This window comes from Methylomonas sp. MS20 (assembly GCF_050275925.1).
Lineage (GTDB): Bacteria > Pseudomonadota > Gammaproteobacteria > Methylococcales > Methylomonadaceae > Methylomonas > Methylomonas koyamae_A.
This window is the reverse complement of the sequence record NZ_CP189962.1, coordinates 1,153,186-1,174,547: the sequence shown is the minus strand read 5'-3', so window position 1 is coordinate 1,174,547 and position 21,362 is coordinate 1,153,186. Positions and strand designations below refer to the sequence as shown.

Here is a 21,362-nt window from a genome sequence, read left to right as displayed (position 1 = left end):
CGAGGATATTTCATGCGTAACCGGTTCGCTTACCTGATGCTGTTTTTATTTTCAACCCTTTCATTTGCAACGGAAAACAAAATGTCGGACTCCCAATCCAAAGTCAAATTGACCACCACGCTAGGCACCATCGTCATCCAACTCGACGCCGTCAAAGCGCCTGCATCGACGGCCAACTTCATTGCCTACGTGAACGACGGCTTTTATAACGGCACGATCTTCCATCGTGTCATTCCGGGGTTCATGGCTCAAGGCGGTGGTTTCGACACGTCGTTCAATCAAAAAGCCACCAAGGCCACCATCCAAAACGAAGCGAACAACGGCCTGAAAAACAAGCGCGGCACCATCGCGATGGCCCGTACCAACGATCCTCATTCGGCCACCGCGCAATTTTTTATCAATTATAAAGACAACGCCTTTTTAGACCATACCAACCAAACGCCTAGCGGCTGGGGCTATGCGGTATTCGGCGAAGTCGTCGAAGGCATGGATGTCGTCGATGCGATGGCCAAGCAACCCACCGCCAACCGCGGCATGCATCAAGACGTCCCCAAAACCGACATCGTCATTGAGAAAGCCGAAGTCGTCGAATAACGCCATGCCGCAATCCTCGCTAGAGACGCCGAAGCAGGCGTCTCTACACCCGGATATTCTGTTCATCTCCGACCTGCATCTGGCATGGGAAAAGCCGGGACTAACCCGGCGCTTTCTCGATTTCTTAAAGTACCGAGTCCCGCGCGCCCAAGCCGTCTATATACTCGGCGATCTCTTCGACGCCTGGATAGGCGACGACGACAAAACTCCGCCGAATCGAAGTATCAAAAAGGCATTAAGAGCGCTGACCGAAGCTGGAATCCGGATTTTTTTATTGCAAGGCAATCGGGATTTTTTGCTGGGCGAACAGTTTTGTCGGGAAACCGGCGTCACGTTGTTGGACGATTACAGTGTTATCGACTTGAACGGCACCCGAGTTTTATTGACGCATGGCGATTTGCTCTGTACCGACGACGAGGCTTACCAAGCGTTTCGGAAAAAATCCCGTAATCCTCGGTGGCGCAACAATGTACTGAGCAAACCATTGATACTTCGCCTGTTGGCCGCGCGCTGGTACCGCCTACGCAGCTTTTATCATAAGCGCGGCAAAACCGATGAAATCATGGATGTCAATCAACAAACCGTCGCCGAAACGATGCGCCAACATGGCTGCGACATTCTAATACACGGCCACACCCATCGCCCGAACCTGCACGAATTCCTGCTGGAAGGCCGCCATGCCAAGCGTTTCGTGCTGGCTGACTGGACGATGGACGGCGCCAGCGCACTGTGCTGGAACGGCTCCTCGTTTCAGCAGGAAAGGCTATACCCATAAAAAAACCGGTAACGCGGAACGGGATCTCACTGTTTCCCGATCGCGGCGCTACCGGCTGCACTATCTCCGCCCAAGTAGACCGGCCAATGCCGGTCAAGTTCCGCTGTTTCGGGAAAAAACCAACCGTAGCGACTCCGCGTCTCCAAATTCATCCAGCCATCCCGACCGAACCGTTTCCAAGCCAAAACTCTGCTTGGATCGAACCACCAACGAATTTGCGCCGCTACTCTCGGCAGGGTGTTAGTATTGACGACAAGATAGGCTAAACTTTAGGCATGGCTTCGTATGACCCCCTCGACAGTTCTGCATGATTAACTTAGCGGCATATTTTCTGGGTAGTGCTTTAACGCTTGCCGCCAGTGGCGACTTGCTTGCCAACGACAACAAACTTCCGGATACCATCGCCCTTATCAAACCCGGCGTGGTTGCTGTCGGAACTTACATGCCTACCCGTAATCCCAGGGCGCTGTTTTTGGCGACCGGCTTTGCGGTCGGTAACGGCGACCGGATCGTCACCAATGCCCATGTGCTCGAGAAAAAGCTGGACGGCGCCCGGTTGGAGCGTTTCGCGGTGTTCTATCTACAGGACCAAAAAGAGCACATGTTGATCGCGAATATTGCCGGCGTGGACGGAGAGCATGACTTGGCGATGCTGACGCTCGAAGGCGGCAAACTGCCGCCGCTGGAAATCGGCGATTCGCGAAAGGTTAAAGAAGGCGAGCAATTCGCTTTTACCGGCTATCCGATCGGCATGGTATTGGGCTTATACCCTGTCACCCATCACACCATGGTTTCAGCGATTTCGCCCAATGCAATCCCAGCCATCGCCACCAATCAATTGAATGTGAACATGCTGAGAAAACTGCAGACCCCGTACAACGTGTTCCAACTCGACGCGACCGCCTATCCGGGCAACAGCGGCAGCCCGCTTTACGATCCGGACTCGGGCAAGGTCGTCGGCATCATCAACAAGGTGTTCGTGCAAGGCAGCAAGGAAAACGCCATCACCAACCCCAGTGGCATCACTTATGCCATTCCGGCCGAATACATCCGAGCACTGGCCGGCCAAACGTCTCTCCAATAATTCTTCCCGGACCGTAATTCGCACCCAATATGATTCGAATCTTTCGACACTATATTTCAACGGCTTATTTATGGCTGTTAATCCTGGAATGGCTGGTCTTTTTTCTGGCGATGTATTGTGGCGCGACAGTCCGTTTTCTCTATACGGCCTCCTGGTATACCTCCAACGAACTGGGAGCCGCCGCCTTGATGTACTCAATGGTATTTACCGCCGCGTGCTCGGCGTTGGGGCTATACCGGAAAACGCTCGATAAGGAAGAATACAATATCCTACAGCGTATTAGTTTTGCGTTCGCCATTGCGGTTTTCATGTTGGCATTTATCTACTACGTGATTCCAGACCTGATGTTGGCACGTAGCGTTTTGATTTCCGCGTTGATTCTCTCCTACGCCGGGCTACTGCTGACCCGCCACCTGTTTTATCGTTTCGTGAACTTGGAAAAACTCAAGCGCCGGGTACTGGTCATCGGTTGCGGCCAGCGCGCCGGGGAATTGAGCGTCATCAATTCCAGTTACATTTATCGCGGCTTCGAAATTGTCGGTTATGTGACACTCGAAGACGAACCCATCAACGTACCGCACGCCATCGCACTCAACGAGAAATTGCGCTTGAACGACATTGTCGAAGCCGCCGAGGTCGACGAAATTGTCATCGCGGTGGACGATAGGCGCAAAAAGCTCCCTGTCGACGAGCTGCTGGACGTCAAGATGTCCGGCGTTCAAATCATGGATTTGCAAACCTTTTACGAGCGCGAACAGCGCTTGATATATCTGGAAACGTTAAGCCCGAGTTGGCTGGTGTTCTCCGACGGTTTCGTTAACGACGGCACCCGCCCTATCGTCAAACGCACGTTCGACGTGATTGCCAGCTTGTTATTGCTATCCGTCAGTTGGTGGATCATGGTGCTGACCATGATGGCGATCTACGTCGAAAGCGGCTTTGGCGCGCCGGTATTTTATAGGCAGCGGCGGGTAGGCTATCGTAGCGAGGTATTTAACGTCATCAAATTCCGCAGCATGCGAGTGGATGCCGAAAAAAACGGCGCGCAATGGGCCGCGCAAACAGACGACAGAGTCACCAAGGTCGGCAAGTTTATCCGCAAATATCGGATAGACGAGCTTCCGCAGCTGCTGAACGTGTTGAAAGGCGACATGAGCTTCGTTGGCCCAAGACCCGAACGCCCCGAATTTGTGCAAGGTTTCGAAGAACGCATCCCCTATTACAAGGAAAGGCACCGGGTAAAACCCGGTATCACCGGCTGGGCGCAGCTATGCTACCCCTACGGCGCCAGCGAGTACGACACCCTGCAGAAATTGCAATATGACTTATATTATGTAAAAAACTACAGTCTGTTTTTAGATTTGACCATCATGATGAGCACCGTCGAGGTCATCTTATGGGGTAAGGGAGCCAGATAGTTTTACCGAGCGCAACACCCCTCGCCTGTTAGCGCGAAATTAAGAACCTGTCCCTGGAACTATTATGGCAAACTGCGTTAAATGTTTAATATCCGATGCGGTACCCGGAGTCATACTCGGCAAAAATGGGATTTGCAATCTGTGCGAAAACTATAAACCGGAAGACAGCCAAATTTTAGATAGACAGCGTGCCGAACGCGAAGCCGATCTGGAAAAAGCCCTGCGCGAGTGTAAGAATCAAGCGGAATACGATTGCTTGGTGCCGCTTAGCGGCGGTAAGGACAGCATTTATTTACTTTATAAGTTAAAAGTCGAATACGGCCTTAAGGTTCTGGCCTTCACCACCGACATCAATATTCCGCCGTTAGCCTGGGACAATATTCGCCGCACGCTGAATAAGCTGGACATAGACCATGTCGTTTACCGGCCTTCCGAGCAGTTTTACCAAAAGCTCTTCCGGCATTTGCTGAAAAATCAGGAACCGCGCGGCGCGGTATACACCGTGTCGTACGTCTACGCCCCGCTATTCGAGGGCGATGCCATTAAGTTGGCCCTCGAAAAAAATATTCCGCTGATACTGGCCGGATATTCGCCCGGCCAACCCGAACCTGAACGAATGCTTTACGAGTTCTCCAGGGATTTGATTGCCAAAGTCAATTGGACGCCACCGGCACTGAAAACCAGCACCGAATTTGACGAACTAGAGCTTTCCCGATTTTTCAATCCCCAGAACTATCCTTCCGGAACTGTATTTCCCAGATACTTAGCACCCTATCACGCCTGGCCTTACAACCAGGAACAGATCATGCAAAAAGTCGTGCAACTGGGTTTGGTAAAATCCGGAAAGCACGCCAGCCCAATATTCAGCAATTATCCAATCAATTGGCTATTAATGTATTCAGACTTAAAGCATTTTGGGTACAACCCATATCTGCCGGAGTTTTCCGCATTAATACGCGAGGGCAAGGCCAATGTAAACCAATGGCGCATACTCGTGCCTATAATCGACTTTATGCTCAAAAAGAAAGTATTTTTAGGCAGTGAGGTGACAAGAAGCCTGAAATGGCTTGACCTATCGGAAAAGGAATTGACCGTAAACCACCCACTGGGTGCTTACGATCCACCCATGATAGCAACAAGGAGATTGCAAAATGCAAAGAGCGACGCTCCCTGAATTGTTAGCCACAAGAGCCAGGCAAACTCCGAACGCTAACGCTCATTGGTCGCTCGATATTCACGGCCAATGGTCACCCACCAACATCAGCCAATTCTATTTACAGGCAGTCGATCTAGCTTGGCAGCTAAAGACTCTCGGTATCGAAAAAGGGCAGACCGTCATTGTTTTGGCGGCAAGCTCAAGCCAATGGGAGTTGGCTCATCACGCTATTCTGATGCTCGGCGGTATCATTGTCGGGATAGATCCCGAAGAAACCTCGGAACATCTCGAAACCATCTCCACTCTGGTCAAAATCGATGCCATGATTATCGATCGAGTTGGACGTTTGGAAAAATTTGGCGACAGCGTCTTTAATCAAATATCCACCGTTATTTCACTTGAAGATGCCAGCGAATCCGGTAAGAGCAAGCTTCACTCGGTGACCATTCACGACCACCTCGACGAAAAACTCGACCACACGGTTTTATCAACGGCGATATTCCCCAACGACATTGCAACGATCATATTCACCTCCGGCACCACCGGTACCCCCAAGGGAATAGCGTACAGACACGAACAGATCGTCACTGCTATTCAAGCCATATTGGACACCTTCCCGGAAATTGGCCAAGCCCCCTGCCATTTGGTCTGTTGGTTGCCGTTATCGAATCTTTTTCAACGCATTGTAAACCTATGTGCGCTTGCTGGAGGTTCGGAAATATTTTTCGTAACTCAGCCGCAAAAAATCATTGAATATCTACCTCAAATCAACCCGCATGTCTTTATTGCTGTCCCGCGTTTTTACGAAAAGCTCTATCAAGAAGTCGAGAACAAATTAAATAGACAACCAAAACCTATCTATCACCTCCTCTGCTATTGTCTGTCTGCGGGGGAAAACGATTCGCCGGTCGGATGCCTATTTCGTTTTATCAATCGCCGCCTATTCAAGTCGTTTACATCATTGTTCGGATGCAACATTCGATATTTGATTAGCGGTTCCGCTCCGATACCAATTTGGCTGCTAAAACGCTTCTACGCAACAGGGCTGTTGATTCTGGAGTCCTACGGTCTCAGCGAAAACGTTGTTCCGATTGCCGCAAACCGCGGCAACGACTACCGATTCGGCACTGTCGGGAAACCACTAAGCCCTAATAGGGTAATACTTGCGGAAGACGGTGAATTACTCGTTAAAGGCAGCGGAGTTTTTGGTGGCTATGTAGCGGAACAACAAGAAGACCGCAGATTAACCACGGACGGTTATTTGGCGAGCGGGGATTATGCCGAGATCGACGAACACGGCTACATTCGCCTGACCGGGCGAAAATCCGACGTGTTTAAGACCTCCACCGGCCGCAAAATCGCCCCCGTCGAAATCGAAGACTTGTTAAAAAGCCATAGTAAAATCGAGCACGCGGTTGTATTCGGCGCAAACCGCAAATTTTTGACAACCTTGGTAACAGTGGGAGCCAAACGACCGGAAGACGCCGGCGAAATGCTCGATTTCGCCAGAAAATTAGCGAAGACGCTCGCCGAAACCGCAACGGAATTACCCAATTACAAGCGCCCGGTCGGTGCTGTGTTAAGCTTTTCGTCACTGTCGGTCGAAAGAAATGAACTGACGCGTAATTTAAAGCTGTTGCGGAGGAATATTCAACAAGATTACGGAGCGTGGATAAACCAGCTTTACGACGCATTAGACAATGGCGATTCAACTATTCATCAGCAACCCCTGTTAATTGAACCTAATATCGTGCTGCTGAAGTTACCGGCCTGACAAGTCCTTTTGCAGATCGTCCAATCGCACCCAAGGAATAACGATGAAATCCAATTACTTCGTCACCGGCGCGACCGGCGCTATCGGCAGCATGCTGGTACCGCTATTGCTGGAAGAACCACAAAACCGAATTTGGTTGTTAATCCGCGCGAACTCACCCGAACACCTCCGGCAACGACTAGAGGAACTGATTGAATTCTGGGAACTGGATACCACTCGAGCCGACGACGCGCGCCGACGGATTAGCCTACTACAAGGGGACACCGATGAGCCGCGCTTTGCCCTATCCGAGCAAGCCTATGGAGAAATCGTTAATTCATGCACGCACATTATCCATAGCGCCGGCGTGGTACGGATGAATCTGCCGCTGGACACGGCTCGCAAACACGCATTGAGCGCCGTCAAAAACATTGTCGAACTGGCTCACGCCTGCCAAGCGGCGGGAGTATTGCAGAAGGTAGAATATGTCAGCACTATTGGGGTAGCAGGCAAGATGCCCGGCTTAATACCGGAAACATGGATTACCGAAACTAGAGCATTTCATAACACATACGAGCAATCCAAGGCTGAAGCAGAAGATTACTTAAGAGAAAAGATGCTCGAACTCAATTTACCTGTAACTGTACACCGTCCGAGTATGGTTGTCGGACACTCCGAAACAGGTAAGATTATTCACTTCCAAATTTTTTATTATATTTGTGACTTTCTGTCAGGGCGCCTTACATTTGGACTATTACCGCACCTCGGCAACGCAAAGCTGGATATAATACCCGTTGATTATGTTGCAAAATGTATAAAAACCAGCTCGCAAAGACTAGATTTCGTTGGAAAAATATTTCATCTTTGCTCCGGACCCAATCAAGCATTAAAATTAGTCGATATAATAAAAATATTACAATGTATATCAAAGGAGCATGTTTTAGATATACCGAAAGTTATATCTATTCCACTATGGGCTTTCAATATATTAACCAAAGCTACTAAACATTTTATCCCGAAGAGCACCCGCCGAAAAACAAAGTCATTTCCTTTTTTTTTAGCATATTTAGAGGCTCGGACCAGCTTTGACAACCAATTATCAGTGCAGACTCTACCGATCCAGCCACCTTTAACCCACACATATTTTCAAACAGTAATTACACGATATTGGACTCGCCAGCGATTTAAATAACAAGTGGTTTTTTGCGCAATGCTCAAGTATATACAACCTGTCTTTCGAAGGATTATGATTTATTAAACCTTTTGATTTTGCTAAGGAACCTCTGACTAATTCAGTTTTTCAAAACATTCGAATACATAAGCCGTTGATTTAACAGGCTGTTGAAATTTAAAAATCTGCTCCACTTTTGTCTCTAAAACGCATATCCCGCAAAATAAAATTTTGTAAGTCATTGATTGTTAGTAGCGGCCAAATGCCTTTTAGTGACAAATTGGAGGATTTTGGAAAATTTTTCCACCGAGTTTCATTTTTCAACAACCTGTTAATCAGAGGTTCCCTAACGACTACATTGCTGAATGAGCGAAGAATCACAATCCGTAACGCCCCGGAGCCATAATATTACTCGGATCCACTGCTTTCTTTACAACTTGCAAGAAAGAAGGTACTGCATTTTTTTCGCTTGGCAAAGACATAGACTGAATGCCCAGCCTATAAGGTATAAATCCTAATGCTATACCGGTATCCAACAACTCGTGATAACACGCATGAGCACGAGCAACCTCTTCTGAATTTTGCCTATCAAACAAAATTGGTATCGTGCTATCCCAACAGCGATCGGAAATACTCGTTAGCGTAATTAGTGGCTCAATTTTGTGTTTTACACAAATTTTCGTAACCATATCAACATAGGCTCTTGTCAAACTCGGCTTCATCGGCAAAAGCGGGGAGTACCAGATTAAACCGCAACCGTCGACATCTGGATTCATAGGCGTCCCGTCTGCCGGCATAACACCCGATCGCCAATAAGCGAGAGGCAAGGCTATTTCGCTTGGCTCTCCTGCAAATATCTGCATGCTCTTGTTGACAGATGCCAAACCCTTTACAATTTGCGAATCCCGGAAGATCGGGATAGCTGAAGCTAGTTTAAATAAAAATCTCGCTTTTTTTGGCGTGAAGAACACCAACCGCTTAGCAACCGGACCTAATATTTTGCAAATTTCGCCTTTCACCGCCTTCACGACCTTCTTATTGCCGTAGATTGCTCCAACGCCGGTCCATTCCATAAATAGATTGCGCCGCATCAGTTTTTTCAAAACCGCGTCAGGAATCATTCCATTCTCGCCTAGCCTATCCTTCGGGTAAGGTTCCGACATCGACAACATCCGGTGTCCGTTCATCAAATTTATCGATCCCGTCACCGCACCGACTTCTCTAAGAACCTGCCGCACTTTTTCTACGGCCAACTCCAAATCGTCAGACTTTTTTACGCCAAAGAAGAAAGCCTCGACTCGTTCTGGCTTAGGCGCCAAGGCTATCGTCATTTTCGTCACAATTCCAAAATTGCCTTGAGAAAACAAACCGTCACAGTATGGCCCCATCCCATACTTGAAGGCCTTATCTATCTCAACTCCGCCCAACCCCTCCATCATGGAACGATAAATTTCACCGTTTGGCAGAACAGCTTCCAAACTCATCACCGCGCTAAAATGGTCGGCATAAGGCGTTATACCGTAACCGCGTTCTAGAGCGTTGCCGACCAAACTGCAATCCGGACCGCCTCCCGTTACAGGGACGATATAAGGATGCCCATGCGCACGTAAAAAGGCATCTAATTGACGTTGAGTAACGCCAGGCTCAATAGTAACTAAACCTGTTTCATCATCGAAGTCGATAATCTGAGTCATATGTGACAAATCCACCAGTACGGAACAATCCTGGACGGGATTTTTCGATCCATAGCCCCAGTTTCGTCCTGTGCTAAAGGGATAGAGGGAAATGCGATGCTCATTGGCAATCCTAACAACTTCACACACATCCGAAGCGCTCGAAAGCTCAAGGGTAGCGATAATACGGCGCCGTAACATAGAGCAATCGCTAGTAACGATGTCCAACATATCCGAATCAGCATTGACCCTATCAGCACCAATTGCTTGTTGAAAACGGGTCAAGGCAATGGCAAATGTATCTGGTTCCATTTTAATTCCCCTAAAAACCGACTAGTCCTTAAAGTATAGCAGCTTCAACCAAGAACCATTGACCTCTCCTGCGGCAAAACGAAGCGTCGGCTTTTTTTACACCACAAAAAATACCAGAGAGCGCTCATCGCACAAGACAGAATAAAAATCATAAATATCAATATATTATGGCTATTTAAGAAAAGCGGCACAATACATGCTTGTAAAAATACGACTCATACAAGTCCTTAACCAATCAAACTAAGGTGAACCAACATGAAAACAACGACAAAACTCAAATTAATCGGCGCAATCAGCATGATAGCTCTCAGCGGAACAGCAAGCGCATTAAGCGTTAGCCACGTAAACTGGGATCCAAACTACATTGACTCTACAGACCATGACTTTCTAAGTGAATTCAAGTTTACTCAATGGTACTCAGCCAGCGACACCGGTTCCGCAGTGTTCAATAACGGAGTCGCGATCAATACCGTAACAAGTACTGTCGCTGGTGGCGGTGTTGGAGCCACTGGTTTCTACCTAGAAGGTGTAGGCGAAATCGACCGCGTTAACGGAGGATTTTCATCCGGCCCTGCTTTTATGGATGCAGGTTACGAATTGACATTTGCGTTTGGAGGTATTTCGTTGAATTTCGACTCAACCTACGATACGACCAACGCATGGGCTAGAATTTACGTTAATGACTTGACCCCAAACTACACCACTCCGGCTGGTAGTGGCGCAGAAGTTGCCGCCGCTCAGACTGGGACCGTGTGGCTTGATTTAGTGATTGATTCTTTGATCTTTAACACCGGTTCCAATATCCAAGGCGGTAGCGTTTCAGCAACATTACGAGCAGTCGGCGGTACGGCATATTCCTATTTCGACCCCAAAACCCTTGAATACAACTCCAGTGCGTTTTTTAACACTACCGCCAATGACAAGTACTCAAACGGGGGAAACGGCCAGCTTAACGGCAACACAGTAACTGTACCAGAGCCTGAATCGTTAGCGCTGTTAGGAATCGGGCTTTTAGGTCTAGCGGGTCAGCGTAAACTCAAAGCCAGAGCATAATATCCGCGTAAGCAGATCGAATTACCAAGCGATATTGCTATATACCAACCGCCAGTTCTAACAGACTGGCGGTTATTTTTTGCCTTAGTGCTTCCGGTCAACTTTTGTAACTTGGTCTCACTACACAGCATTTCCCCCTCAATATGCCATATTTATAAGGGCAGCACCGTTAAATCGACACCTCTTATCGTAGCCTAAGTAACCTCACTACGCCCAGCTTTTTCACCTTCCTCGGCGACAAATCATCTGTTCATTAGAATGCCCCCTTACCAAAGCGCTCCGCCAAAAAATCCAAGAACACTCGAGTCTTGGTCGGCATTAACTTTCGGCCGGGGAATACCGCCCAGACATCGACACCGGGAAGCTGCCAGTCCGCTAGCAAACGCACCAGTTCACCAGTATGCAAACTCAATTCACCGTAGACTTTTGGCGCCGCGACAATACCGCGACCAAGACGAGCCAATTTAACCAATAACTCCGGCGAATTGGCGGTGACCGCCGCGGGCGGCAGGCCGGTCCAAAGTTCTTCACCGCGCCGCAACCGCCAGGGCGCGATTTCTTGATTGGCCGCTACCAGATGCAACGCGGTATGCTCAGCCAATTGCCGGGGATGATCCGGCGTGCCGGCGCGCGCCAAATAGTGTGGCGCCGCGTACAAACCGAATTCGAACCGGTCCAGGCGCTTAGCCGCCAACGTCGTGTCGTCGGCCAATTCGCCGACCCGAATCGCCAAGTCGTAGCCTTCCCCAACCAAATCCACCCGTCGCGGCGATAGATCCAGGGCCAACATCACATCTGGATAGCGTTCCCCGAATTCGGCCAACAGCGGCGCCAAAGCCAAACTGGCGAAATCGCCGGGAACGGATAAACGCAACCGGCCGGACGGCGTCACTTGCCGATGCGCCGCCCAGGCCGCCGCCGCGTTGGTTTCCTCACCGATTTGCCGACCATGTTCCCGCAAACGTTCGCCTAGCTCGGTCAGGGTCAACTTACGCGTCGTGCGTTGCAACAAACGCTCGCCCAGACGCTGCTCCAGCAACGCGATGCGCCTGGACAACGACGACTTGGGCAATCCCACCGCTTCGGCGGCCCTGGAAAAGCTGCCGCAATCGGCCACCTTGGCGAATAGCCACAAATCGTTCGGCTCGATGCCGGGATATTGTTGCTCTAGTGGAATAATGTTATCCATTTTCACGTCTTATCGTTTTGATTATCCCGAATTATAGTAGCCCCATCCACTGACATTTAGGAGACCAACGATGAACCTTCTGCAAATCAACACCAGCATTCGCGGCGAACAAAGCCACTCCAGCCATTTGGCAACACTATTGACTGAAAAGCTACAAGCCGCCTATCCGGATTCCGAGTTAATTAAACGCGACTTGGCGCAATCCGCTCCACCGCTGTTGGACGGCGCGGCCCTCGGCGCGTTGTTCACGCCGGCCGAACAGCGCGACGCCGAACAGCAGGCCTTGGCGGAACGTTTCGACGCCTTGATAGACGAAATCCAACAAGCCGACCGTATCGTGCTGGGCGTTCCGATGTACAACTTCGGGATTCCCGCCCAGCTCAAAGCCTGGTTCGATGCCATTGCCCGCGCCGACCTGACGTTTCGTTACACCGAGTCCGGCCCGGAAGGCTTGTTGCGCGGCAAAAAGGTTTATTTAACCTTAACTTATGGCGGACAACACAGCGACACTCCCTTGGATACGATGACGCCCTACCTGCAAACGATGCTGGGCTTTTTGGGCATGACCGATCTGACCTTCATCCATGCAGAAGGCCTGGCAAGAAGCGGCGATGTCGCCGAACTGGCCTTGCGGCAAGCCGAGCTGGAAATTGCCGCGCTGGAAATATGACCGGCCGACCCCATCCTTGCGGCGAGTTCCAAATCCGTCACCCCCTCGAGGATTTGCCCTGCCGGTGATTGAATCGACCGGCATGTTCCCTTCGACTCCGCTCAGGGACCGCTTCGGCTCCGCTCAGGGGATGCTTCGGCTCGGCTCAGGGAACGCCACGCTCCGCTCAGGGAAACGCCACGCTCGGATCAGGAACTGTGCCGATGCCGCTCGGTCCCCGCGCGATGCCGAAGGGACCTTAAAACGCGCCCCAATTAACATGAGATCAACCGATGAGCCCAACATCCGCTTCCACCGTAAATCACTCCCGGACTATCGAACAATTAGTCACCGGGCTTAACACAACCGACGGCGCCGGCGTCCAACTGACGCGGCTGATACCGCCAAGTTTACAAAAACGGCTGGACCCGTTTCTATTGCTGGACGCCTTTGGCAGCGACAATCCCGGCGATTATGTCGCCGGCTTCCCCAGTCACCCGCACCGCGGCTTCGAGACCCTGACCTATTTGCTGGCCGGCCGCATGCGGCATAGCGACAATGCCGGCCACGCCGGGCTATTGGAGACCGGCGGGATACAATGGATGACAGCCGGACGCGGGATTATCCATTCGGAAATGCCGGAGCAGAAAGACGGTTTGTTGGCAGGCTTTCAACTGTGGATCAATCTGCCGGCCGCGCACAAAATGCAGCCCCCCAGCTACCTCGACGTGCAAAGCCCGGCGATACCGGAACTCGAGCTGCCGAACGGCGGCCTGCTCCGCGTGATTGCCGGCGCCAGTCACGGCGTAGCTGGCGCGATACAACGGCCGGTCACCGAACCGTTGTTTCTGGATCTGCACTTACCGGCCGGCGACGCATTCAGCCAAGCGCTGCCGCCCGACCGCAATGCCTTTATCTACGTTTATCGCGGCGAGCTGACGATCGGCGGGCGCAAGCTCGCGGCTCGGCAATTGGCGGTGTTAAATAATCGGTCGGAAAGCGACGGCGTGGTGATGATCGCCGAACAGGACAGCCAAGCCATACTGATCGCCGGCCGGCCGCTGCGCGAACCGATCGTTCAGCGCGGCCCGTTCGTGATGAACAGCGAGGCCGAAATTCTGCAAGCGATCGACGACTACCAAAACGGCCGCTTGTAAACCGGGGACCGGTCCCCACCGGAACTCGGCCGCGACGTCTTCAGTAAACCGACCGCGCCGCAAGCCCAAACCTTCGCGCCAAACGCACTCGCGAAAGAAACGACACGGCGAGTGCATTCCGCCTGTGTCCTGCAACGCAAAGCCTCACTCCAGCTCATTCCGCCCGGCAGCAACAGCCGGGCGGGCTTAACAGCGCATTCGATGCGTCTGCCACGACTTCGCCACAGCACAAATCCGCGCGGCGAACGACTGATAAAAACGACATTCCAAATCCCTCCCACCACCCGATCACGCCGATTCCCTCGAGAAATCAAGCGGCTCCGCTTAATCATCCTGTCATTTTGCGCTGCCTATAATCCCGGCCTCCTCTACCCAGCCCTGGAATTAAGCATGCGTAAATTAAGCAGATTTACCCGTATCGCCGGCCAATCGGCGCTGCTGGCGGCCATTGCCGCTTTAACAAACCCGGCTTGCGCGGTGGACGCCCCGCAAATGCCGCAAGGCATCCAATTCGGCGATCCGCTGCCGGGCAGAACCGTGGTGTGGAGCCGTGCCGACCGACCGGCCCGGATGTTCGTGCAATATGCATTCGATGCCGACTTCACCAATCCGGTAACGATTCGCGGCCCTTATGCGACGCCTGAATCCGATTTCACCGCCCGCCAGGATTTGGTCGATCTGCCGGCCGGCCAAGACGTTTACGTCAAGGTCTGGTTCGAAGACTTGACCAACGCTCGCAATGCCAGCGCGGCGGTGACCGGGCATTTCCACACGATAGGCAAACGCGACAACATCCGTTTTGTCTGGGGCGGTGACATCGCCGGCCAGGGCTGGGGCATCAACGAAAGCTTCGGCGGCATGAAAATCTACGAAGCGATGCGTAAAGTCCAACCGCAATTCTTCATCGAAAGCGGCGACAGCGTGTATTCCGACGGCCCGATTAAAGAAAGCGTGGTCGCCGAGAACGGCCAAGTTTGGACCAATCTGGTCACGCCGGAAGTCTCCAAAGTGGCCGAAACGCTGGACGAGTTTCGCGGCCGCTACAAATACAACCTGCTGGACGCCAATCTGCGCCGCTTTAACGCCGAAGTACCGCAAATCTGGCAATGGGACGACCACGAAGTGGTCAACAACTGGTCGGATGCCAAGGACCTGAGCAACGACGCGCGCTATACCATCAAGGATATTCCGACCCTGATCGCCCACGCCACCCAAGCCTTCCACGAATACGCGCCGCTACGCCCGCACGGTGCGGAAGAATCCGACCGGGTTTACCGGAAATTGTCTTACGGCAAGTTGCTGGAGGTGTTCGTCTTAGACATGCGCAGCTACCGTGGTCCGAACACCGCCAATCTGCAAACCTCCGAAAGCGAGGAAACCGCATTCCTGGGCGAGGAACAACTGGCTCGTCTGGAAGAAGCCTTGGCCAGCTCCGACGCCACCTGGAAAATCATTTCGGCCGACATGCCGATCGGCTTGAACATCGGCGACGGTAGCTTGCCGGACGGCACGCCGCGCTGGGAAGCGGTCGCCAACGGCAACAATGGTCCGGCCGCCGGCCGCGAGCTGGAAATCGCCCGCTTGCTGAGCTTTATCAAACACGCGCACGTCAAAAACGTAGTGTGGCTGACCGCCGACGTGCATTACGCCGCCGCGCACTATTACGACCCAAGCAAGGCCGCCAGCAAAGATTTCGCGCCGTTCTGGGAATTCGTCGCCGGCCCGCTGAACGCCGGTTCGTTCGGCCCGAACGGCACCGACGGCACCTTCGGCCCGCAAGTGGTATTCAGCAAGGCGCCACCGGCCGGTCAAGTGAACCTGTCACCGTACGCCGGCTTGCAGTTCTTCGGTCAAGTCGATATCGACCAGCGCAGCCGAGCCCTGCGGGTTGCGTTGAAAGACATCAATGGCGCGACGGTGTTCAGCAAAGTACTGCCCGCCGACGGCGAACGCCGCGATTAATATCCTAGGAAGCTCACCTTTCCTTAACTAAGGAGCCAACATGTTTAAAATGCTTTACAACCTGCCGGCGGCGGCCGTTTCCCTGGCTATATTGACTGGGCCCGGCACCGCCGCCGCCCATTCCTATCACCGAGATCACGGCACCATGCAAACCAGCCCTCTCGTCATCGGCCATCGCGGTGCCGCCGGTTACCGGCCGGAGCACACATTGGCGGGCTATACGCTGGCAATCGAGATGGGCGTCGATTTCATCGAGCCCGATTTGGTGTTGACCAAGGACGGCCAGATGATCGCCCGCCACGAGCCGATGATAGGCGGCACCACCGACGTGGCCAATCACCCGGAATTCGCCGGCCGCAAAACCAAGCGGATGGTGGATGGTGTCGAATACGAAGACTGGTTTGCCAGCGACTTTACGTTGGCCGAGATCAAAACCCTGCGCGCCAGGGAACGTTTACCGCAAACGCGGCCGGCCAACACCGCCTACGACGGCCTGTATGAAATTCCGACACTGGAAGAAGTCATCGCGCTGGCCAAGCAAAAAAGCCGGGAAACCGGCCGGACCATCGGCATTTATCCGGAAATCAAGCATTCCACCTATCACGCCGACTTGAAAGCCGCCAACCGCCGGCCGCTGTTCGGCCGGAATTTCTTCGAAAACAAGTTGTTGGCCAAATTGCACGCCGCCTACGGCGACAGCGCCTGCGCACCGGTGTTCATCCAATCCTTCGAAGTCGGCAATCTGCAATATCTGAGCAGGAAAACCGACATTCGCTTGGTGCAGTTGATCGACGCCGACGATGTCAATGCCGATGGTTCACTGTCGCTGGTTCCGCCTTACAAACAGCCTTACGATTTCGTCAAAGCCGGCGACCCGCGCACTTTTGCGGATTTGTTAAGCGAAACCGGCCTGGATTTCGTTAAGTCCTATGCCGACGCAATCGGCCCATGGAAACCTTATCTGGTGAAAACGGTGGCCGATGGCGTGGACCGTACCGGCGACGGTAGCATAGACCTTCACGACCGCCGAGTGGACGGCAGTACCGGCGTACTGGAAATGGCGCACGACAAGGGTTTGCAGGTGCATAGCTGGACCTTCCGCAACGACTCCGGTGGTTACGGTTTCGCGGACCCGCAACAGGAAATGATCTACTACTTCGATTTAGGCGTGGATGGCTTGTTCACCGACTTCCCGGACACCGGCGTGGCGGCTCGCGATGCCTCGGCGAACGCCGATTCGACCTTTAGTCAATGCCGCCGCGGCCGGCATCGCGAGGATTGATTCCGCTTGACAACGGTTTCGCCAAGCCGGCGGTGGTTGATACGGAAAAGCCAGGCGCGCAAACCCAGTTTGCACGTCTGGCGCCCTGTTTGCCGAATGGCTCGAGCAAGCCGGAACGCTCAAGGACTAACGCCGTGACTAGCGCTGCGGCACTCTTCTATCGATGATCGGCAACCGAGCTGCCGGTCTATCGATTTCCGCCGTTATAGTTTTTCTAATAGCGCGGCTGAATATAGGAAACCGAGCCGATCTGGCGTAGCGGCCTGCGCAGATAACCATAGGCGGCGAATTCGTCGTTCAGCTCGGAGTAGCGCAGAAAATCGCGCTTGTAGTCGTGTTCCCATATCGGGTTTTTCAGGATATGCGCCACGCTCAATCGATATGCGGTACGCACGCCGTTCAGTCCGCAAGGTTCGGCGATCTGAGTCATTTCAAAGCCTTCGCGCTTGACCGCATGCGCCAACGACGGCGTGACCAGGATGTACCAGTCTCTGATTCCGGTTTGCCGGCAATACACGACGGCCGCCCGATATAAACCCCACATCACGCTACGGCTCAAGTTTTTATAATCTTGCAGGAAACTGACACGCCGATCGACTTCGCCGTTGGCCAACACCTTGGCCGGCCGCCTGTGCAAGTTTAAGCGCCGCGCTTCCCGCAGCACGCACAGCCTGGAAATTTCCACCGAGTTGCGGTATTGATTCACCGACAGAGGCTGGTAGGGGGTGCAGCGATCCTCGAGCGGAAACCGATAGCCTCTCGGCTTGACCAACCGCATGGCTCCCAGCCAACAGCCGCTATCGCGATGGCGGACCAAAAAATGGACGGCGTTTTCATCCCAATAATCCTTCTCCAATCTATCGGGAAACCGCTCCTTGTCTTCGTAGCCCATTTCATCGCAATACACCCGAAACCGGAGGTTGTAATGGATTTCCAGACTCTCGGGCGTATCAGCCAGAAACACATCAAAACTATTGTCAAAATAACGTTTTTCTTCAATCAAGCGACACCATCCCGACGACTATAGATCCCTTGCTGCCCAGACTGTTTGTCAAATAGCAGCCCCGAGCTTAGATAATATAACAATTTTAAGCATTTACAAACCGCAATTGCCCTTTTGTTCAAGCAAAAAACCGGCTAAGCTTGCCCAAAAAAATTCCAGAATATTTGGTCACCGATTCGAAAATAAGCCTTTTTTGAAAGCGATTATTCTGATTAAATAATCCAGTCAAAACCTTACACCACCTACTTGGAGCAAAGTAAGAACTTGAGTACCGTGCCGCGCCTAAACCTAGCCCTCGCCTCAATCGCCTGCCTGCTGCTGCACGGTTCGCCGGCCGCCGCCCGTTACGCGGCCATCGTCATCGATGCCGATACGGGCAGAGTCGTTCACGAAACCGACTCCACGCATCGCTGGTATCCTGCCTCGCTGACCAAGGTCATGACGATTTACATGACGTTCTCGGCGATAGAATCCGGTCACCTGCACCTGAACGACACAGTCACGGTATCCCGACACGCTTCGCTGCAACCCAGCTCCAAGTTGGGCTTGCGCCAAGGCCAAAACCTGACCGTCGAGCAGGCCATCATGGCGGTAACGACCCGCTCGGCCAACGACGCGGCGGTGGTGCTGGCAGAGCATCTGGGCGGTACCGAAAGCAATTTCGCGGCGATGATGACCCAAACGGCGCATCGGCTGGGCATGTATAACAGTTCGTTTCAGAACGCCAGCGGCCTGCCTGACGACGGCCAGATCAGCAGCGCTCGCGATTTAGCCTTGTTGTCCGCCGCATTGATCCGCGACTTTCCGCAGCACTACCGTTTTTTCTCGGCGACCGAATTTCGCTACAAGGGCCGGGTTCTGCCGAATACCAACCGCATTCTGAAAAGCTATCCGGATGCCGACGGCCTGAAGACCGGTTTTACTTGCGGCTCCGGGTACAACCTGATCGCCTCGGCCAAACGCAACGGCCATCGCTTGATCGGCGTGTTGTTGGGGGCGCACAGTAGTGCCGAACGCTTTCAACAAATGGAAAACCTGCTGGACCTGGGCTTTACCAACAGTGCCAGCGGCTTGTACGGCAGCCACATCAGCCAATTGCAAGACGGCAGCGGCGCGCCGCCGCCGTTCCAGCTGTCCTCCAATCGTTGCGCCGGTAGCGCGGAACAAATGGGTGCCGACTCCGGCAACAACCGTTACGAGCCGATTCGGATCAATCCCGGCCATTCGGAACGCCGCAAGGCAGTTGCGGAAATCCGCGCGACCGGCGTCAAAAGCCATTCCAGCGAGCGTGCTTGGTCGGTCGCGATAGGCAATTTCGCGCGCAAGATCGACGCTGACGTTAATCTGAAACGCGCCAGAAGCGCGCTCGGCTCGCTAGCCAAAGCCGGCCAACCGCGTATCGTCCGCCAAAAATTCAAGGGCGGCGTGTTTTGGAAAACCGTTTGGACCGGGCTGGCGCAAGACGACAGCCGCGATTTCTGCCGACGACTGCATTCTAAAAACCTGGATTGCACCGCATTGCCGCCATCCGCCAAATCGGTCGCTAGCGCCGAAACGCCGCGTCGGCGCGTCAAGGCCGGCTAAACGGCGGGAAGCACAGCCCGGCCGGATGCCGGCTGGTTCAATAATGCGGCGGACGCTCGTCCGCCTGCGCTCCGCCGCCATCGTTAATGGCATGTCCCAGGCTTTTAATCTTGTCGTGCAATAACTTGCAAGTTTCTTCCAGTTTGCCGATCTGGATTTGTTGACCGGCCACCACCTGATTCAGGGCCTGTATCAGGTCTTCCTGATACGCCTGCCTGATCTCCAATTCGATGATTCTATCCACGTTCATGATCTGTACCGACCAAGAGTAAATCGCCATTCTAACCGAATTCGCCGGCGACTCGGCTCGCACAGTCTCGGCAAACTCGCTATCATTGGGCGGGTAAACCACTTAGCGAGGACGCAACGATGACTACTATCGCAGACCCGGTGATCGGCCGTTGGTATAAAGACTTGGAAAGCAACCTCACCTTCAAGGTCGTCGCCATCGAAGGCAATGACGACAACATCGAAGTCCAATACGCCAATGGCGATCTGGGCGAATACGACAACGAAAGTTGGTACAACTCGACGATAGACTATATCGAGGATCCGGAAGACTGGAGCGCGCCGTTCGACGATCTGGAGGCCGACGATCTCGGCTATACCGATCCCGATCGCCACGCCCGCCCGGACTCGGAAGATTTGGATATCAGCGATTTTTTGGATTAAGCAATCACCTTTTATGAAAATGACCGCCCAACAATTCTTGGACTGGGAATCCAAGAGCATCACGCTGCTGGCCATGTCCGGCGCGGGCAAGACTACCTTGTCCAACAAACTGCCCAAGGACAAATGGTTCCACTATTCCGGGGATTACCGGATCGGCACCAAGTACTTGGAAGAACCCATCCTGGACAACATCAAACAGCAGGCGATGGGCGTGCCGTTTTTGCGCGAGCTGCTTAAATCGGACTCGATCTACATCTGCAACAATATTACCGTCGATAATCTGGCGCCGGTATCGAGTTTCCTGGGCAAAATCGGCGATCCGGCCAAGGGCGGCCTGACGCTGGCCGAATTCAAGCGCCGGCAGGCACTACACCATCAGGCCGAAATCGCGGCGATGAACGACGTGCCGGATTTCATTCATAAGGCCGAAGCGATTTACGGCTACAAACATTTTTTGAACGACGCAGGCGGTAGCGTCTGCGAACTCGATTGCCCTGAGGTTCTCGAAACGCTGGCAGAGCACACGCTGATCGTTTACATCCAGATTCCGCCGGCGCTGGAACAAACCATCATCGACCGCGCCAAGCAAGATCCGAAACCGCTCTACTACCGCCCCGAATTCGTCGATGCCAAGCTGGCGCGATTCATGAACGAACGCGGTTACGCCTCGACCGACCAAATTCCGCCGGACGACTTCGTCACTTGGGTATTTCCGGAGCTGTTCAAGGCCCGCGTGCCGCGCTACGAAGCGATTGCCGCCCAATACGGCTACACGGTCAGCGCCGACGAAACGGCCCGGATTCAAAGCGAGCAAGATTTCATCGAATTGATCGCCGCGGCCATCAACCGCCAAAGCGCATGAGGCCTCTACCGCG

Annotated in this window: 19 protein-coding genes; 15 read left to right on the top strand and 4 right to left on the bottom strand. The window is 52.9% G+C overall.

Annotated features, from left to right (window positions below; genetic code table 11):
• The first annotated feature begins 81 nt into the window (after positions 1 to 81).
• The 7 genes from ACQE3D_RS05220 (at position 82) to ACQE3D_RS05190 (ending at position 7,972) form a co-directional block, all read left to right on the top strand.
• Positions 82 to 594: a peptidylprolyl isomerase gene (locus ACQE3D_RS05220; protein WP_269454742.1), complete on the top strand. Its 513-nt coding sequence runs from the start codon at positions 82 to 84 to the stop codon at positions 592 to 594.
• Positions 595 to 598: 4 nt separating this feature from the next.
• Positions 599 to 1,369: a UDP-2,3-diacylglucosamine diphosphatase gene (locus ACQE3D_RS05215; protein ID WP_313728818.1), complete on the top strand. Its 771-nt coding sequence runs from the start codon at positions 599 to 601 to the stop codon at positions 1,367 to 1,369.
• A gap of 307 nt (positions 1,370 to 1,676) precedes the next feature.
• Positions 1,677 to 2,453 carry a S1C family serine protease gene (locus tag ACQE3D_RS05210; protein ID WP_313728819.1) on the top strand — a complete coding sequence of 259 codons (777 nt, stop codon included), beginning with the start codon at positions 1,677 to 1,679 and terminating at the stop codon, positions 2,451 to 2,453.
• A 29-nt stretch (positions 2,454 to 2,482) separates the two neighbouring features.
• Entirely contained in the window at positions 2,483 to 3,871 is a 1,389-nt protein-coding gene (locus tag ACQE3D_RS05205; RefSeq protein ID WP_064024211.1) for a TIGR03013 family XrtA/PEP-CTERM system glycosyltransferase, read from the top strand.
• 64 nt (positions 3,872 to 3,935) lie between these two features.
• On the top strand, positions 3,936 to 5,045 hold the full coding sequence (locus tag ACQE3D_RS05200) for a hypothetical protein (RefSeq protein ID WP_427551419.1): 1,110 nt from the start codon (positions 3,936 to 3,938) through the stop codon (positions 5,043 to 5,045).
• Positions 5,023 to 6,801 (top strand): AMP-dependent synthetase/ligase, encoded by a 1,779-nt coding sequence (locus ACQE3D_RS05195; RefSeq protein ID WP_313728821.1) that lies wholly within the window; start codon positions 5,023 to 5,025, stop codon positions 6,799 to 6,801. The genes ACQE3D_RS05200 and ACQE3D_RS05195 overlap by 23 nt, the downstream gene beginning before the upstream one ends.
• 43 nt (positions 6,802 to 6,844) lie before the next feature.
• Positions 6,845 to 7,972: an SDR family oxidoreductase gene (locus tag ACQE3D_RS05190; RefSeq protein ID WP_168031830.1), complete on the top strand. Its 1,128-nt coding sequence runs from the start codon at positions 6,845 to 6,847 to the stop codon at positions 7,970 to 7,972.
• 356 nt (positions 7,973 to 8,328) lie between these two features.
• Here the strand turns inward: ACQE3D_RS05190 and ACQE3D_RS05185 are convergent, their stop codons facing one another.
• Positions 8,329 to 9,936 (bottom strand): FAD-binding oxidoreductase, encoded by a 1,608-nt coding sequence (locus ACQE3D_RS05185; protein WP_064024219.1) that lies wholly within the window; start codon positions 9,934 to 9,936, stop codon positions 8,329 to 8,331.
• A 255-nt stretch (positions 9,937 to 10,191) separates the two neighbouring features.
• Between ACQE3D_RS05185 and ACQE3D_RS05180 the strand changes: the two genes are divergently transcribed.
• Positions 10,192 to 10,989: a PEP-CTERM sorting domain-containing protein gene (locus ACQE3D_RS05180; RefSeq protein ID WP_313728822.1), complete on the top strand. Its 798-nt coding sequence runs from the start codon at positions 10,192 to 10,194 to the stop codon at positions 10,987 to 10,989.
• 253 nt (positions 10,990 to 11,242) lie between these two features.
• Here ACQE3D_RS05180 and ACQE3D_RS05175 read toward each other — a convergent pair whose 3' ends face one another.
• Positions 11,243 to 12,178 carry a LysR family transcriptional regulator gene (locus ACQE3D_RS05175; protein WP_313728823.1) on the bottom strand — a complete coding sequence of 312 codons (936 nt, stop codon included), beginning with the start codon at positions 12,176 to 12,178 and terminating at the stop codon, positions 11,243 to 11,245.
• A 70-nt stretch (positions 12,179 to 12,248) separates the two neighbouring features.
• On the opposite strand from ACQE3D_RS05175, the gene ACQE3D_RS05170 reads away from it, so the two are divergent.
• The 4 genes from ACQE3D_RS05170 to ACQE3D_RS05155 all read left to right on the top strand — a co-directional run bounded on the left by ACQE3D_RS05170 (position 12,249) and on the right by ACQE3D_RS05155 (position 17,228).
• Positions 12,249 to 12,848, top strand: coding sequence for an FMN-dependent NADH-azoreductase (locus ACQE3D_RS05170; RefSeq protein ID WP_168031836.1), 600 nt, complete (start codon positions 12,249 to 12,251; stop codon positions 12,846 to 12,848).
• Positions 12,849 to 13,120: 272 nt separating this feature from the next.
• Entirely contained in the window at positions 13,121 to 13,984 is an 864-nt protein-coding gene (locus ACQE3D_RS05165) for a pirin family protein (RefSeq protein ID WP_313728824.1), read from the top strand.
• A 390-nt stretch (positions 13,985 to 14,374) separates the two neighbouring features.
• The gene (locus ACQE3D_RS05160) at positions 14,375 to 15,946 is read left to right on the top strand and encodes an alkaline phosphatase D family protein (RefSeq protein WP_313728825.1); all 1,572 of its coding nucleotides are present in this window, start codon (positions 14,375 to 14,377) and stop codon (positions 15,944 to 15,946) included.
• Positions 15,947 to 15,986: 40 nt separating this feature from the next.
• On the top strand, positions 15,987 to 17,228 hold the full coding sequence (locus tag ACQE3D_RS05155) for a glycerophosphodiester phosphodiesterase (RefSeq protein WP_313728826.1): 1,242 nt from the start codon (positions 15,987 to 15,989) through the stop codon (positions 17,226 to 17,228).
• A gap of 214 nt (positions 17,229 to 17,442) precedes the next feature.
• Here the strand turns inward: ACQE3D_RS05155 and ACQE3D_RS05150 are convergent, their stop codons facing one another.
• Positions 17,443 to 18,231, bottom strand: a complete 789-nt coding sequence (locus tag ACQE3D_RS05150; protein WP_064024231.1) for a PEP-CTERM/exosortase system-associated acyltransferase — start codon at positions 18,229 to 18,231, stop codon at positions 17,443 to 17,445.
• A 273-nt stretch (positions 18,232 to 18,504) separates the two neighbouring features.
• Here ACQE3D_RS05150 and ACQE3D_RS05145 point away from each other — a divergent pair, with 273 nt between their 5' ends.
• Complete coding sequence (locus ACQE3D_RS05145) at positions 18,505 to 19,815, top strand: D-alanyl-D-alanine carboxypeptidase family protein (RefSeq protein ID WP_313729458.1); 1,311 nt, start codon at positions 18,505 to 18,507, stop codon at positions 19,813 to 19,815.
• Positions 19,816 to 19,852: 37 nt separating this feature from the next.
• On the opposite strand, the gene ACQE3D_RS05140 is transcribed toward ACQE3D_RS05145, so the two are convergent.
• Positions 19,853 to 20,065, bottom strand: coding sequence for a SlyX family protein (locus tag ACQE3D_RS05140; RefSeq protein WP_064024233.1), 213 nt, complete (start codon positions 20,063 to 20,065; stop codon positions 19,853 to 19,855).
• A gap of 119 nt (positions 20,066 to 20,184) precedes the next feature.
• On the opposite strand from ACQE3D_RS05140, the gene ACQE3D_RS05135 reads away from it, so the two are divergent.
• Together ACQE3D_RS05135 and ACQE3D_RS05130 are read left to right on the top strand one after the other, a co-directional pair.
• On the top strand, positions 20,185 to 20,487 hold the full coding sequence (locus ACQE3D_RS05135) for a DUF6763 family protein (protein WP_064024235.1): 303 nt from the start codon (positions 20,185 to 20,187) through the stop codon (positions 20,485 to 20,487).
• A 13-nt stretch (positions 20,488 to 20,500) separates the two neighbouring features.
• The gene (locus tag ACQE3D_RS05130) at positions 20,501 to 21,349 is read left to right on the top strand and encodes an ATPase (protein ID WP_313728827.1); all 849 of its coding nucleotides are present in this window, start codon (positions 20,501 to 20,503) and stop codon (positions 21,347 to 21,349) included.
• Positions 21,350 to 21,362: the final 13 nt, after the last annotated feature.

Coding starts and splice junctions, on each gene's coding strand:
- ACQE3D_RS05135 (WP_064024235.1), top strand. CDS start 20,185: ATGACTACTATCGCAGACCCGGTGATCGGCCGTTGGTATAAAGACTTG.
- ACQE3D_RS05210 (WP_313728819.1), top strand. CDS start 1,677: ATGATTAACTTAGCGGCATATTTTCTGGGTAGTGCTTTAACGCTTGCC.
- ACQE3D_RS05185 (WP_064024219.1), bottom strand. CDS start 9,936: ATGGAACCAGATACATTTGCCATTGCCTTGACCCGTTTTCAACAAGCA.
- ACQE3D_RS05195 (WP_313728821.1), top strand. CDS start 5,023: ATGCAAAGAGCGACGCTCCCTGAATTGTTAGCCACAAGAGCCAGGCAA.
- ACQE3D_RS05160 (WP_313728825.1), top strand. CDS start 14,375: ATGCGTAAATTAAGCAGATTTACCCGTATCGCCGGCCAATCGGCGCTG.
- ACQE3D_RS05205 (WP_064024211.1), top strand. CDS start 2,483: ATGATTCGAATCTTTCGACACTATATTTCAACGGCTTATTTATGGCTG.
- ACQE3D_RS05200 (WP_427551419.1), top strand. CDS start 3,936: ATGGCAAACTGCGTTAAATGTTTAATATCCGATGCGGTACCCGGAGTC.
- ACQE3D_RS05140 (WP_064024233.1), bottom strand. CDS start 20,065: ATGAACGTGGATAGAATCATCGAATTGGAGATCAGGCAGGCGTATCAG.
- ACQE3D_RS05165 (WP_313728824.1), top strand. CDS start 13,121: ATGAGCCCAACATCCGCTTCCACCGTAAATCACTCCCGGACTATCGAA.
- ACQE3D_RS05175 (WP_313728823.1), bottom strand. CDS start 12,178: ATGGATAACATTATTCCACTAGAGCAACAATATCCCGGCATCGAGCCG.
- ACQE3D_RS05130 (WP_313728827.1), top strand. CDS start 20,501: ATGAAAATGACCGCCCAACAATTCTTGGACTGGGAATCCAAGAGCATC.
- ACQE3D_RS05220 (WP_269454742.1), top strand. CDS start 82: ATGTCGGACTCCCAATCCAAAGTCAAATTGACCACCACGCTAGGCACC.
- ACQE3D_RS05215 (WP_313728818.1), top strand. CDS start 599: ATGCCGCAATCCTCGCTAGAGACGCCGAAGCAGGCGTCTCTACACCCG.
- ACQE3D_RS05155 (WP_313728826.1), top strand. CDS start 15,987: ATGTTTAAAATGCTTTACAACCTGCCGGCGGCGGCCGTTTCCCTGGCT.
- ACQE3D_RS05190 (WP_168031830.1), top strand. CDS start 6,845: ATGAAATCCAATTACTTCGTCACCGGCGCGACCGGCGCTATCGGCAGC.
- ACQE3D_RS05180 (WP_313728822.1), top strand. CDS start 10,192: ATGAAAACAACGACAAAACTCAAATTAATCGGCGCAATCAGCATGATA.
- ACQE3D_RS05170 (WP_168031836.1), top strand. CDS start 12,249: ATGAACCTTCTGCAAATCAACACCAGCATTCGCGGCGAACAAAGCCAC.